Source organism: Streptomyces sp. NPDC021225 (assembly GCF_044332865.1).
Classification (GTDB): Bacteria; Actinomycetota; Actinomycetes; order Streptomycetales; family Streptomycetaceae; genus Streptomyces.
This window is the reverse complement of the sequence record NZ_JBIRPV010000008.1, coordinates 77,629-91,272: the sequence shown is the minus strand read 5'-3', so window position 1 is coordinate 91,272 and position 13,644 is coordinate 77,629. Positions and strand designations below refer to the sequence as shown.

The window sequence follows — 13,644 nt, the reverse complement described above, 5'->3', positions numbered from 1 at the left end:
CTCACTCAACCCGTCTCGACGCAGGCGGCAGGCAAACCGCAGGGCAGGGGAGCGGATTCGGCGCGGCCGAACCCACCGGACACACGCGGCCGGGGCCGGGGCCACCAAGGGCGGGTCCGCGGCCGCCCGGCTTCCCCCCACATGGGAAGCGGCGGCCGCGGCCCCTCGGTGGTGGCCATGAGCGATGGCGAACCAGGCTCCCGCAGCCCAGTGTCATCACGGGCCGGCGAGGAAACCCCTAGTCATCCGGGACCGGTGTCCAGGGAACACGACGGTGCCCGGTGGCGCTCGGCGCGCCACCGGGCAACTTATGCGGAGGTGTTCACCAGCTCGTGGCCGACAGCAGATCTCCGTAGTCGCGTTCGCGGGAGGCCTGGCTGAGGTCGGACTCCACCATCATGGCCATCAGTTCACGGAAGTCCACGGCCGGCTCCCAGCCCAGCTCGGTGCGGGCCCGTGTGCTGTCGGCACACAGCGTCTCCACCTCGGCGGGGCGGACCAGGGTCGGGTCGATGGCCACGTAGTCCTCCCAGTCGAGGTCCACGCACTCGAAGGCGATGCGCACGGCGTCGCCCACCGAGTGGATGCGGCCGGTTCCCACCACATAGTCGGACGGCTCGTCCTGCTGAAGCATCAGGTGCATCGCGCGGACGTAGTCCCCCGCGAAGCCCCAGTCGCGCACCGCGTCCAGGTTGCCCAGGAAGAGCTTGTCCTGGAGCCCGAGCTTGATCTGGGCCACCGCCAGCGAGATCTTCCTGGTCACGAACTCCGCGCCACGGCGCGGCGATTCATGGTTGAACAGCATGCCGGACACGGCGTACATCCCGAAGGACTCGCGGTAGTTGCGGGTGATGAAGTGCCCGTACGCCTTGGCCGCACCGTACGGGCTGCGGGGGTGGAAGATCGTCGTCTCCCGCTGCGGTGTCTCGGTGACCTTCCCGAACATCTCCGAGGACGACGCCTGATAGAAGCGGATCCCGCCGCCACCGCCGCCGCGGGACTTGTCCAGCCCGCTCACCATGCGGATCGCCTCGAGCATCCGCAGCACGCCCATGGCGTTGACCTCGGTGACGAGTTCGGACTGCTGCCAGGACATCGGCACGAACGAGATGGCGCCGAGGTTGTACACCTCGTCCGGCTGAACCGCGTCGACGGCCGCGACCAGGCTCGCCTGGTCCATCAGATCGCCGTCTATAAAGGTGACGTCCGAGGCCAGTCGGCTGATCCTCAGCTTTCTTGGATTCGCCTGGCCCCTGATCAGTCCCCAGACCTGATAGCCCTGAGCGATCAGGTGCTCGGCCAGATAAGATCCATCCTGGCCGGTTATTCCGGTGATCAGCGCACGCTTGGACATAAAGGACCCCTTCCACGACCGCGGAAACACCGTCGAGTGGTTTTTTCGCGCAGTGGGCGGCACAGGGAATTCGACGCATTCCACTGCTTGAGGCACACCCGCAATGGCCATGGGTCGGTTGCCCGGTTCCGAATGCGAGGTTGTCTAGCCCAACCTTCACAGCCGCTCAGGAATCATGTCAAGGAACCGGCTGTACGCTAGGGGATTTCCGAGACTTGAAGCGCCTCTCCAGGTTCACCATTTCTCATGTTCTCGCAGGTAGCAAGGGGATACTGACCAGTTTCGGCCCGCCGATGATCGTATTCCGTTTCCACCCACCGAGACTCCTTCACACCGCGGCCGCGCCCCCGCTCTTACACTGCCCGCCCCGCACACAACCGGTGACCGACGCGGGCACTCGGGCAAGAACGGTCACCACAAGGCGACATACGGGCAGCGGGTCGGAGCAGGGTTCGGATATACACTTAGAACTGCGCCTAACACCCGTCACTCGATCCCCTAGCGATATCACCAGTTGACCTTCGCGGGGGTAGCGCGAAACATATCCGCCGTTTCCTCGATCCGCTCGGGGAAACGGATCACTGAAAGCAAACTTAAAGCATGGTCAATTGACGTCGCCGAGGCCGCACATCAGGTCCGCGCCCTGAGCATTTCATGGGCAAGGTCCCTCGCGTCGTCGCTGAAACGACCGAAAGAGGTGACTCCTCTTGACCCTCTCCAACACCATTCCGGTGACACACCCGGCACCCGGTCAGAGAGACGCAGGGAACCGGGCCCGAGTGTCCACGGGCGAGTACGGCACGGGCATGGCCACTCTGGATCCGGACCTCCGGGTCCAGGCGGGAAACGACGACTTCTTCCGCTACTTCGCCGGATCCTCGGCGGAGCTGTGCGGCCGGAACCTGTTCGAGTTGCTGCGTCCCAGCTCGCCCTCCGTCCTCCGCGAACACTTCCTGCGGCTGCACGACGGCCGGCGCACCCGGTTCACCGAACGGGTCGTGGGATACCGCTCCACTGGGCACCCGTTCTCGGGGGTGCTGACCGCGACCGCCGTCCAGGGCTCCTCGGACGGGCTGTCGGCCATCGTCGTGCTGGTCAAGCCGGACAACCAGTCGCCGGAGGACGAGCCCCGCGCCCAGCGCCGTCTGCTGCTCTCACCGCTGGAGGCCCGGATCCTGGAGGGGGTGGCCACCGGCGCGTCGACCGTGCAGATGGCCTCCAAGCTCTATCTCAGCAGGCAGGGCGTCGAATACCACGTGGGCTCGATGCTCCGGAAGATGAAGGCCCCGAACCGCGCCGCCCTGATATCCCGGGCGTACTCGGCGGGCATGCTCACCGTGGGCACCTGGCCGGCCCGGGTCGTCTCGGACTTCGTGAAGTAGGCCGGCCGTCCCTCTTGTCACCCGGCGGCGGACAGCCGCTCACGCCACCAGTCCACGGTCGCCTCGACCTGCTCGTCGAGTGGGGTGGCCCGTCCTGCGAACTCTGCTTCGTAAGCGCTCGAATCGACCACGAACGGCCGGTCGAACTGATAGCGGATCTCCTTCAGTTCGCGGAGCAGCGGGGAGAAGACCGATGCGAGACCCAGTACGGCCGGCGACAGCCCGCGCACCGCGACCGGCCCCGTTCCCGACCGCGCGGCGAGGAGACCGACCATCTCCCGGACGGACAGCGCGGGCTCCGTCGGCACGTGCCAGGCCCGCCCCCAGGCCCGTTCGTCCCCCGCGACCTCGACCAGGGCCCGGGCCACATCGGGGAGATAGCTCCAGCTGTGCGGGGCGTCCGGGTCCCCGAGCGTGGAGACCGGTTTGCCGCGCAGCAGTCGAGGCATGACACGGGCCGCCAGGTGTCCGCCGTCGGTCACGCCGGGCCCGAAGAAGTCCGAGGGCCGCACCTCGACCGCCTTGATACGGCCCTGCTCGTGCAGTGCCAGCGCCTGCTCCCAGACGGCGGCGCGCACGCGCCCCTTGGGACCGGTCGCGGCGAGCGGCAGCGCCTCGGTCATGGGGCCGTCCACCGGGCCGTAGCCGTAGAGGTTGCCCAGCATGACCAGCACGGCCCCGGTCTCCTCGGCCGCCGCGCAGACCGACGCGGCCAGCGGCGGCCAGTCACGCGTCCAGCGGTGGTAGGGCGGTGCGGCACAGCTGTGGATCGCGGCCGCGCCCCGCGCGGCCGCGATCAGTCGCTCCGTGTCCGCCGCGTCCAGCGCCACGTGCTCGATGCCCGGCTCCGGGCTTCGGCCGGACCTGGTGACGACCCGTACCGAATGACCCTGTTCGACCAGCAGCCGGGCGGTGGCGGCTCCGGCGGGCCCGAATCCCATCACGACATGAAGGCTCACACACGCACACTAGCGCGAGCGCGTGTTGCCTTCGCGCCCGCGTCAGCCGGGAAGCGGGGGCGTGGTCGCACGGCCGGGGCGTACCACGTTGGTGAGCGGACTCCCCTGTTCCAGGCGGGTGATGTTGGCCGCGATCTCCGTGGCCCGGGAGGCGAAGGTCTCCTCGGTATGGCCGGAGTTGTGCGGTGTCATCACCACGTTGGGCAGGGTGTGGAACGGCAGGCGGCTCGGCGCGTGCGGAGGGCCCGCCCACCACACGTCAAGGGCCGCGCCGGCGATGGTGCCGGCCGACAGCGCCTCGTACAGGGCCTCCTCCTGGACCACGGGGCCGCGGGCGACATTGACGAGGAGGGAGTGGCGGCCCATCGCGGCCAGTTCGGCCGGTCCGATCAGTCCGCGGGTCGCGGGGCCCAGCGGAACGGTGACCACGACGACGTCGGACTCGGCCAGCAGTTCCGGGAGCCGGTCCGTGCCGCCCACCCAGTCGGGTCGCAGATCCGCCGGCAGGGGGGCCGATGGATCGCGGCGCACGGCCCGCACGCCCAGGCCGACCGCCTGGCACAGCCGGGCGATCTCCGTCCCCGTCTCCCCGAAGCCGATGACGCCGACGCGCCGCCCCCGCAGGGTGTCCCCGAAGGGCAGCGTGGGGTCGACGGCGACGTTCCGCCACCGCCCGGCGCGCAGCTCCCGATCGGCGGTGAGCACGCGCCGGGACAGCATCAGCACGCACATCAGGACGTGTTCGGCGATCGATCTGCCGTGGTGGTGGGTGTTGGCCACGGTCACCTCCGGCCCCAGCGCCTCCAGGGGGATGCCGTCGTAGCCCGCACCGACCACGTGGACGAGACGGAGCCGTCGGGCCCGCCGCGCGTCGTCCTCGCCGAGCTGTGAGCCGACGTACACGTCGACGTCGGCGATCGCGCCGGCGATCCGCTCCGGGTCCCAGTCGGAGGCCTCGAGCCACTCGTGCCGGCCGTCGGTCAGTGCCCTCAGCCGCTCGGTGAACCTGCTCAGGATGCGGTGGTTGAGCATGATGCGCATGGCGCGGTCACCACCGGGGCGTCTTGGGCTCGAAGGCGGGGTCGAAGCGGCGCATGTAGCCGGTGTCGTCGCGGTCGCGCAGCCCGCAGTCGAGGTACTGCTGGTGCAGCCGGGCGAGCGCGTCCCGGTCCAGCTCCACGCCGAGCCCCGGGGCGGTGGGCGCCTCGACCCGCCCTTCGGTGAACCGCAGGACTCCTGGGGCGATCACGTCCTCGTCCGGCTGCTTCCACGGCCAGTGTGTGTCGCAGGCGTAGGTCAGCCGTGGCGTGGCGGCGGCCAGATGGGTCATCGCGGCGAGACTGATGCCCAGGTGGGAGTTGGAGTGCATGGACAGGCCGAGGCCGAAGGTCTCGCAGATCGCGGCGAGCTGTGCGCAGCGTCGCAGCCCGCCCCAGAAATGGTGGTCGGACAGCACGATGCCCACCGCGCCCTGGGCGACGGCGGGGGCGAGGTCGTCGAAGGAGACGACGCACATGTTGGTCGCCAGGGGGGTGTCGGTCTGCCCGGCCACGGCCGCCATGTTGGCGATGGACTCGGTCGGGTCCTCCAGGTACTGGAGGGTGCCGTCGAGTTCGCGCGCGACGTGCAGCGAGGTTTCCACGCTCCACGCGGCGTTCGGGTCCAGCCGCAGCGGCAAGTCGGGGAAGGCCGCCCGCAGGGCGCGTATCGCGGCGATCTCCTCGTCAGGGGGGAAGACGCCGCCCTTGAGCTTGATGGACGAGAAGCCGTACTGGTCGATCATGCGACGGGCCTGTTCGACCAGTCCCTCCGGGTCCAGCGCGGCGCCCCAGTCGTCGTCCGGCTGGTCCGGGTGTCCCGCCCACTTGTAGAAGAGGTAGGCGCTGTACGGCACGCTGGGGCGCACGGCGCCGCCGAGGAGGTCGCTGACCGGCCGTCCCACCAGCTTGCCCTGGATGTCCAGGCAGGCCACGTCGAACGGGGAGACGACCCGGTCCACCGTGCTGCTGCCGGTGACCATGCCGGACATGCCGTCCCCTCCGGAGGTGTCCGAACCGAGCGCGCGACGGGTGCGCAGCAGCAGGTCGTTCAGGCTCCAGACGTCCATGCCGACGACATCCTCGGCGGTCCGGCGCAGCCGCTCCAGGTGCACGGTTCCGCCGTAGGTCTCGCCGACGCCGGTGACGCCGCCCTCGGTGGTGACTTCCACGATGGAGCGCAGCGCGTACGGCTCGTGCACTCCCACCGTGTTGAGCAGGGGGTAGTCCCGGAACGCCACCGGGGTGACGGTGACGTCGGCGATGCGTTCAGCCGGCCTGGCCATAACACCATCCTCATATGTAGCTGGTGTCTTCATTTGTAAACAGGTGGCGATATGGCTGTCAATGCGTCGGTACCGGCGTGACAAGCGTGCCCTCGGTCATGAAGTGATGCAGATTGCGGAACGTGAGCTCGCCCATGGCCTCACGTGTCTCGTGTGTCGCACTGGCGATATGCGGCAGCAGCACGACCGTGTCGAGGTCCAGCAGGGCCTTGGGAACGTGGGGCTCGTCCACGAACACATCGAGCGCCGCGCCCGCTATTCCGCCGTTCACCAGGGCGTCCACCAGTGCCGGCTCGTCGATGACACTGCCCCGCGAGACATTCACCAGGTAGCCCCGAGGGCCGAGCGCCTCGAGCACCTCCGCCGAGACCAGGCCCTGGGTGGCGCCGCCCCCGGCGACCGCCACGACCAGCGCGTCGCATTCCGCGGCAAGCTCGGTGGGCGAGGACACCCGGCGATAGCGCACATCCTCGACGGGCGTGCGCGAGAAATAGAGGAGCTCCACGCCGAAGCCCTCCAGCCGCCGCGCGATGGCACGGCCGATCCTGCCGAGCCCGAGGACGCCCACGCGTTTCCCGCTCACCTTGGCCGCGAGGGGGAAGGCGTCCGAGGCCCATGCGCCGCGGCGGACGAAGCGGTCGGCGGCCGACAGGCGGCGCATCACATCGATCAGGGCGCCGACGGCGAGGTCGGCCACGCAGTCGGTGAGCACGTCCGGGGTGTTGCTGACATCGATGCCACGCGCGCGGGCCCGGGAGACGTCCGTGGTCTCGTAGCCGACCCCGAAGTGGACGATCGCGCGGAGCGCGGGCAGGGCGTCCATCAGGTCGTTCGACACTCCGATCCGCGCGCTGGTCACGGCGGCCACCACCTCGCCGGCATGGTCACGCAGATAGGCGGCGGGGTCGGGCAGATCCGCGAGTTTCACGGTGTGATGGTGCTCGGCCAGCGCGGTCTCCAGGGACGGCAGCAGCGGACACACCTGAAGAACAGTGCCGTCAGTGCCGTCGTTGCCAGTTGAGGACATGGGGCCACTCCCGTTCTTGTGGAATGGCCGGGAGCGTATGGCCGATTTCGATGCCTGTCTAAGACTCAAAGTGTATTGATCAATACCTTCTCCGCATCATGTGAGCAGCTGGGGGCCTCGTCCCGACCTGGTCAGCGTTGTCAAACGTCGCTTTGGTCAGATCTCTTGACGCCCCCGCACCTCAGCCTTAGCTTCGGCGTTTACAAATGCAGACCGGGTACGCATGTATGGACAGCCATGTCGACAATCGCGTCTCGGGCGGCACCACTTCAGCCCCTTCGGAGATACGCCGACGATGAAGTCCTCCGTACGCTCCATCCCGCGCCGAGGACCGGGCCGGGTTCGCCCGGTCCTCACCCTCCTGACCTCGGGCGCGATGCTGCTGACCAGCGCGTGCGCCGTGGCGAACAGCGACGCCGCGGGTGACGCCGGCAGCGCGGACGGCCGCACCCTACGTGTGGTACTCACCCAGGAACCCCCGACCCTGGAGCCCTGCGAGTCATCGACAACCGCGACCGGTGTCGTGGTCCGCTCCAACATCACTGAACCGCTGATCGAACGGGACCCCACCTCGGGCAAGCTGGAACCCCTGCTGTCGACCGGCTGGCGGCAGACGAAGCCCACGACATGGACCTTCGACATCCGCTCCGGTGTGACCTTCCAGAACGGGCAGCCGTTCACGGCGAAAGACGCCGCCTTCTCCATCGACCGCGCCGTCAACTCCGACCTCGCCTGCAATGTGGACGGCTATGTCTTCGGCGACGAGAAGCTCGTTGTGCGCGCCGTCTCCCCCACCCGGCTGACCGTCACCACCAAGAAGGCCGATCCCATCCTCCCGCTGCGGCTCAGCTTCATCGAGATCGTGCCGCGCACCACCGACTCCAGGGCCAAGGTGCGCATACCGATCGGCACCGGTCCCTACGCCGTCAAGGAGTGGCAGACCGGTGTCTCGATCTCCCTGGCCCGCTACGACAAGTACTGGGGGAAGGCCCCCGCCTACCCCCGGGCCACGTATGTCTGGCGCAGCGATGCCAGTGTCCGAGCCGCCATGATCAACAAGGGCGAGGCCGACATCACCACCTCGCTGGACCCCATGGACGCGACCAAGGAGAACTCGGTCGCCTACCCCAACAACGAGACGACCGCCCTGCGTCTTGACGGCCGCGAGGCACCGCTCGATGACATCCGGGTGCGCAAGGCGATCGGCATGGCCATCGACCGCGACGGCATCATCGATGCCCTACTCGATGGGAAGGCCAAGCCCGCCGCGCAACTCGTCCCACCCGGTGTGGTGGGCCACAACGACGACCTCGTCCCGCCCTCGTACGACGCGGCCAAGGCCCGTGCGCTGGTCAAGGAGGCGGCCGCCGACGGCGTCCCCGTCAAACGGCGGATCACCCTCGTCGCACGCAACGGCCAGTTCGCCGGAATCGCGGAGACGGCCGAGGCCCTCCAGTACGAGATGGCACAGATAGGGCTGAACGTAAGGATTCGCATGGCGGACACGGCCACCAGTCTTCAGTACCAGTTGCGTCCGCTGCCCCGCGGTGTGGGGCCGATCGCGATGCTGGTCCAGCACGGCAACCAGGCCGGGGACGCGGCCTTCACCACCAGCCAGTACCTGCTGAGCGACGGCCCCCAGTCCACGTTCGGCACCAAGGAGCTGGACCGGCGCATCGACGCGGCGAACGCGCTGTCCGGCAAGGCCCGTGAGAAGGCCTTCGCCGATCTGCTCGCCTATCAGAACAAGGAAGTGGCGCAGTTCGCCTACCTGGCCCACATGCGCGGACTGCTGGGTCTGTCGCCGTCGGTCCAGTACCGGCCCAACTCCGCCACCGGAGACGAGATGCGGCTGGCCGAGGTCAGCCCTGCGAAGGCGGGGAAGCACTGATATGACCTCCTTCCTGGGCAAGCGCATCATCTCCAGCGCGATTCCCCTGGTGTTCGTGGTGCTGGGCGTGTTCTGCCTGGCGCGCCTGACCGGCAACCCGGTCGACCTCTACCTGCCGCTGAGCGCCACCCCGCAGCAGCGCGCCGATTTCTCCGCCGCGCACGGCTTCGACGACTCCATCCCGGTGCAGCTGTGGGACTACCTCACCCAGGCCGTGCAGTTCGACTTCGGCACGTCCCTGCGCACCGGGCAGTCGGCCGCCACCATGGTGCTCGACGCGTTCCCCGTCACCCTCCAACTCGCCGGCATGACCATGCTGCTGGCGATCCTCGGCGCGCTGCTGATCGGCAGCCTCGCCGCCTACCGGCCCAACTCGCTCATCGACCGGATCGCCGGTCTGCTGTCGATGATCGCGGCCAGCATCCCCGACTTCTGGTTCGCGATCATGGGTGTGCTCGTCTTCGGGGTGGGCCTGGGCTGGCTGCCGACCTCCGGCACCCTGGGCGGCCCCGAGGTGTGGGTGCTGCCGATCGCCACCCTGCTGATCCGCCCGTTCGGCGTGCTGGTGCAGGTGGTCCGCGGCAGCATGGTCGGCGCGCTCTCCGCGCCCTATGTCAAGGTCGCCCGCAGCAAGGGGGCCGGCGCCGGGCGCGTCGTGTTCGGGCACGCCCTGCGCAACGCCGTCACGCCCGTGCTGACCGTCGCCGGGGATCTCACCGTCGGTCTGGTCAACGGCGCGGTGATCGTGGAAACGATCTTCGGTTGGCCGGGGATCGGCAAACTCATGATCGACTCGATTCTCCAGCGCGACTTCGCCGTGCTCCAGGCCGCCGTCCTGATCACCGCGGTGACGATCTTCGCGCTGAACATCCTCGTCGACGTCTGCCACGCCTTGATCGACCCCCGAGTGCGCCAGGCGGTGCCGGCGTGAGCGAAGGAGCCACCATGACCGACCCCGTCGACCGTCCCGCCGACGCTGTTGACCGTCCCGCCGGGGAGACCCCCGCGCCGCGCACCCGTCCGCCCCGCTGGTGGCTGCTGCTCGGCAGGGACCGGGGCGCGGCCGTCGCCGCCGTCATCCTCTCCCTGGTGTTCCTGGTGGCGCTGTTCGGCCGGCTGTTCATCGGCGACCGGGCGACCCGCCAGGACCTCCGCGCCTCGCTGCGCCCGCCGTCCCTCGACCACGGCTTCTACGGGCTGCTCGGCACGGACGTGCTGGGCCGCAGCGTGGTGGCCCGGCTCATCGAGGCCGCCGGGACGACGCTGTACGTCGCGGTGCCCGCGGTGCTGTGCTCGCTGCTGATCGGCTCCACGCTGGGGATGTGGGCCGGCTACCACGGGGGCTGGCGCGAGAACATCGCGATGCGCGTCGCCGATGTCATCCTCAGCTTCCCGTCCCTGCTGATCGCGGTGGTCGTGCTCTACGTCTTCGCGCCCAGCGCGCTGAACATCGTGCTGATCCTCGCCGTCGCCCGCATCCCCGTCTATCTGCGCACCGCCCGCGCGGAGTCGGCCGAGCTGAGAAGCCGCCTGTTCGTCGACGCGGCCCGGACCTTCGGCACCCCGAGTTGGCAGATCATCTACCGGCACATTCTGCCGATCGCGCTGCCGACGCTGCTGACGGTGGCCACGCTCGACTTCTGTTTCGTCATGCTGACCGAGTCCAGCTTGAGTTTCCTGGGCATCGGGATCCAGCCCCCCGATGTGAGCTGGGGGCTGATGGTGGCCCAGGGGCGCCAGTACCTTCAGACCGCCTGGTGGATCGCCGTACTGCCGGGCATCGCGATCGTACTCACCACGGTGTCGGCCACGGTGCTCGCCGCGTGGGTGCGCCTGGCCACGGATCCCGCCCAGCGCTGGCGTCTGACGCTGCCCAAGAAGCGGCGCGGGGCCCGGGCCACTGTTCCCTCGGAGGTCATCGCATGAAGCCGTCAACCCTGTCCGCGCCCACCGCGGCCGGTCATGCCGCGCTCGAGGTCGAGGGGCTCCGCGTCGAGCTGCGCACCCCCTCCGGCACGGTCCGCGCCGTCGACGACGTCAGCTTCAGCGTGCACAAGGGGCGCACGCTGGCGCTGCTCGGCGAGTCCGGCTGCGGGAAGTCCATGACCGCGCTGTCCATCGTCGGACTGCTCGACCCGGTGGCCGAGGTGACGGACGGTTCCGTGCGGGTGTCCGGCACCGATGTGCTGCGGCTGAGCCGGGCGGGCCGCAGAAAGCTCGCCGGACCCGGTCTTTCGATCGTCTTCCAGGACGCGCTGACCGCGCTCAACCCCGTGCAGCCGGTCGGCAGGCAGCTCGCCGAGCCGTTCCGCATCCACCGCGGGATGTCGCGGCGCGAGGCCGGGGAGAAGGCGATCGAGCTGATGACCCGGGTCGGGATCCCCGAGCCGCGACTGCGGGCCCGCTCGTACCCGCATCAGTTCTCCGGGGGGATGCGCCAGCGGCTGCTGATCGCGATGGCCGTGGCCCTCGACCCCGATGTGCTGATCGCCGACGAGCCCACGACCGCGCTCGACGTCACCGTGCAGGCGCAGATCATGCGGCTGCTGCGGGACCTCCAGACCGAGCGGGACATGGCGATCGTCCTGATCACCCACGACCTGGCGGTGGTCGCCCAGCGCGCCGACGACGTGGTGGTCATGTACGCGGGCAACGTGGTGGAGACCGGCCCGGTGCGGGAGGTGTTCGCCCGCCCCCGCCACCCCTACACCAAGGGGTTGCTCGACTCCGTTCCCGAACACGCCGTGAGGGGCCGCCCGCTGCCCGCCGTACCGGGCAGCCCGCCCGAGCTCAGCGCGGTCCCGCCCGGCTGCGTCTTCCAGGCCAGATGCCCGCTGGCCAGGGAACGCTGTGCCGAGGAACGTCCTCAGCTGGTGTCCGTCGGCGCCTCACGCTCGGCCGCCTGCCACTTCTCCGAGGAGCTCGACCGTGACTGATACATCGGGGATCCACGTCACCGAAACCACCGCCACACACCCACGGGGTCCGGCCGGCTCCCCACCCCTGCTCGAGGTCAAGGGCGTCACCAAGTCGTTCGGCCACGGGCGCCGGCGCCTGACCGCGCTGGACGGAGTCGACGTACGGCTCGAGCGCGGCGAGACCCTGGGCCTGGTGGGCGAGTCCGGATGCGGCAAGTCGACCCTGGCCAGGGTGGTGCTCGGGCTGGAGCGGCCCGACTCGGGCACGGTGCGCTTCAACGGCACCGATCCGTTCACCCTCAAGGGCAAGGAGCTGCTGGCCTGGCGCCGCCGGGTACAGATGGTGTTCCAGGACCCGTTCGCCTCGCTCAACGCCCGGATGTCCGCGGCCGACCTCATCGGTGAGCCGTGGCGCACCCATCGCGACATCGTGCCCACGGCAAAGGACCGGGAACGACGGGTGCGTGAGCTGCTGTCCCTGGTCGGACTGCGGGAGAGCGACGCCCACCGCTACCCGAACGAGTTCTCCGGCGGGCAGCGGCAGCGCATCGGCATCGCGCGGGCGCTCGCGCTCGACCCCGACCTCATCGTGTGCGACGAACCCGTGTCCGCGCTGGACCTGTCGGTGCAGGCCCAGGTGCTCAATGTGCTCTCCGAGCTGCGCGAACGGCTCGGCGTCTCCTATGTGTTCATCTCCCATGACCTGTCCGTGGTCAAGCACGTCTCCGACCGGGTGACGGTGATGTACCTGGGCAAGGTCATCGAACACGGCCGCACCGAAGACGTCTTCGACCGGCCCCTGCACCCCTACACCGCCGCCCTGATGTCGGCCGCGCCCACGCTCGACGTCTCCGGGCAGACCCGCGACGAGGAGATCCAGCTGCGCGGGGAGATCCCCTCCCCGTTCGACATTCCGTCGGGCTGCCGCTTCCGCACCCGCTGCTGGAAGAGCGAGGCCCGGTGCGGCGACCACGCTCCCCTGGCGGTCACCCGCGAAGGAGCGGCGGACACCGGGCCGGAGGCGCACGAGGCCCTGTGCCACTTCCCGCTGGGCATCGGGACGACGGGAGCATGAGCCTGCCGGAGTTCACCCTGCTCTTCATCACCGTGGCGATCGGGTCGCTGCTCCAGGTCGCCATCGGCTTCGGCCTCGGCCTGCTCGCCGCCCCGGTGATCGCGATACTGGACCCCTCGCTCACCCCGGTGGTGGTCCTGCTGCTGGCCACCGGGGTCACGGCCGCGGTCGTGGCGCTGGAAGGCGGACACGCGGACATACGAGGAGCGGGGTGGGCGCTGGTCGGCCGGGTGCCGGGCGTCGTGGGCGGCGCGGCGCTGGTCGCCGTGCTGCCCGCCCGGCACCTCGCGTTCCTCGTCGCCGGCGTCGTCCTCCTGGGCGTCGCGGTGAGTCTGCGCGGCTTCGTACCGCGACCGGGACGGCGGTCCGTGCTGCTGGCCGGCCTGGTGTCGGGGGTGATGGGCACGGCCACCTCCATCGGAGGGCCACCGATGGCCATGGTGTGGCAGCGCTTGAGCGGCCCGAAGCTGCGCTCCACGATGAGCGGTTTCTTCCTGGCCGGCTCCGCGATGAGCCTGGCCTCGCTGGCGGCGACGGGAGCCGTGCACAAGGACAGCCTGCGGTACACCGCCCTGCTGGCCCCGGCCGCGGTGATCGGTGTGCTGCTCGCCCGCCCGCTGTCCGGCAGACTCGACATGCGGCGCACCAGGGCCGCCGCCATGGGGCTCGCGGTGGCGAGCGCGACCGTCCTGGTGATCCAGCAGTTCCTCTGACC

12 protein-coding genes are annotated in these 13,644 nt (G+C 69.6%); 7 read left to right on the top strand and 5 right to left on the bottom strand.

Annotation, left to right across the window (positions count from 1 at the left end; all coding sequences use genetic code 11):
- Nucleotides 1-322 precede the first annotated feature (322 nt).
- Complete coding sequence (locus tag ACH4S9_RS31690; protein WP_311723956.1) at nt 323-1,354, bottom strand: GDP-mannose 4,6-dehydratase; 1,032 nt, start codon at nt 1,352-1,354, stop codon at nt 323-325.
- 779 nt (nt 1,355-2,133) lie between these two features.
- Between ACH4S9_RS31690 and ACH4S9_RS31685 the strand changes: the two genes are divergently transcribed.
- Complete coding sequence (locus tag ACH4S9_RS31685; protein ID WP_385343645.1) at nt 2,134-2,736, top strand: LuxR C-terminal-related transcriptional regulator; 603 nt, start codon at nt 2,134-2,136, stop codon at nt 2,734-2,736.
- Between the two features lie 17 nt (nt 2,737-2,753).
- Here the strand turns inward: ACH4S9_RS31685 and ACH4S9_RS31680 are convergent, their stop codons facing one another.
- The 4 genes from ACH4S9_RS31680 to ACH4S9_RS31665 are packed head-to-tail and all read right to left on the bottom strand — an operon-like array spanning nt 2,754 to nt 7,045.
- On the bottom strand, nt 2,754-3,695 hold the full coding sequence (locus ACH4S9_RS31680; protein ID WP_398374966.1) for an NAD-dependent epimerase/dehydratase family protein: 942 nt from the start codon (nt 3,693-3,695) through the stop codon (nt 2,754-2,756).
- 42 nt (nt 3,696-3,737) lie between these two features.
- On the bottom strand, nt 3,738-4,736 hold the full coding sequence (locus ACH4S9_RS31675) for a 2-hydroxyacid dehydrogenase (protein WP_358844744.1): 999 nt from the start codon (nt 4,734-4,736) through the stop codon (nt 3,738-3,740).
- 7 nt (nt 4,737-4,743) lie between these two features.
- Nucleotides 4,744-6,018: a glucarate dehydratase family protein gene (locus ACH4S9_RS31670; protein WP_398374964.1), complete on the bottom strand. Its 1,275-nt coding sequence runs from the start codon at nt 6,016-6,018 to the stop codon at nt 4,744-4,746.
- A gap of 58 nt (nt 6,019-6,076) precedes the next feature.
- Nucleotides 6,077-7,045 (bottom strand): 2-hydroxyacid dehydrogenase, encoded by a 969-nt coding sequence (locus ACH4S9_RS31665; RefSeq protein ID WP_398374962.1) that lies wholly within the window; start codon nt 7,043-7,045, stop codon nt 6,077-6,079.
- A gap of 295 nt (nt 7,046-7,340) precedes the next feature.
- On the opposite strand from ACH4S9_RS31665, the gene ACH4S9_RS31660 reads away from it, so the two are divergent.
- The 6 genes from ACH4S9_RS31660 to ACH4S9_RS31635 are packed head-to-tail and all read left to right on the top strand — an operon-like array spanning nt 7,341 to nt 13,642.
- Entirely contained in the window at nt 7,341-8,936 is a 1,596-nt protein-coding gene (locus ACH4S9_RS31660) for an ABC transporter substrate-binding protein (protein ID WP_398374960.1), read from the top strand.
- Nucleotide 8,937: 1 nt separating this feature from the next.
- A complete protein-coding gene (locus ACH4S9_RS31655) occupies nt 8,938-9,867 on the top strand; it encodes an ABC transporter permease (RefSeq protein WP_358844748.1) in 930 nt (309 codons plus the stop codon).
- A 14-nt stretch (nt 9,868-9,881) separates the two neighbouring features.
- Nucleotides 9,882-10,862, top strand: coding sequence for an ABC transporter permease (locus ACH4S9_RS31650; RefSeq protein WP_311723948.1), 981 nt, complete (start codon nt 9,882-9,884; stop codon nt 10,860-10,862).
- Nucleotides 10,859-11,872, top strand: coding sequence for an ABC transporter ATP-binding protein (locus ACH4S9_RS31645; protein WP_311723947.1), 1,014 nt, complete (start codon nt 10,859-10,861; stop codon nt 11,870-11,872). The genes ACH4S9_RS31650 and ACH4S9_RS31645 overlap by 4 nt, the downstream gene beginning before the upstream one ends.
- Nucleotides 11,865-12,929, top strand: coding sequence for an ABC transporter ATP-binding protein (locus tag ACH4S9_RS31640; protein WP_385343663.1), 1,065 nt, complete (start codon nt 11,865-11,867; stop codon nt 12,927-12,929). The genes ACH4S9_RS31645 and ACH4S9_RS31640 overlap by 8 nt, the downstream gene beginning before the upstream one ends.
- Nucleotides 12,926-13,642, top strand: a complete 717-nt coding sequence (locus ACH4S9_RS31635; protein ID WP_311723945.1) for a sulfite exporter TauE/SafE family protein — start codon at nt 12,926-12,928, stop codon at nt 13,640-13,642. The genes ACH4S9_RS31640 and ACH4S9_RS31635 overlap by 4 nt, the downstream gene beginning before the upstream one ends.
- The last annotated feature ends 2 nt before the right edge of the window (nt 13,643-13,644 follow it).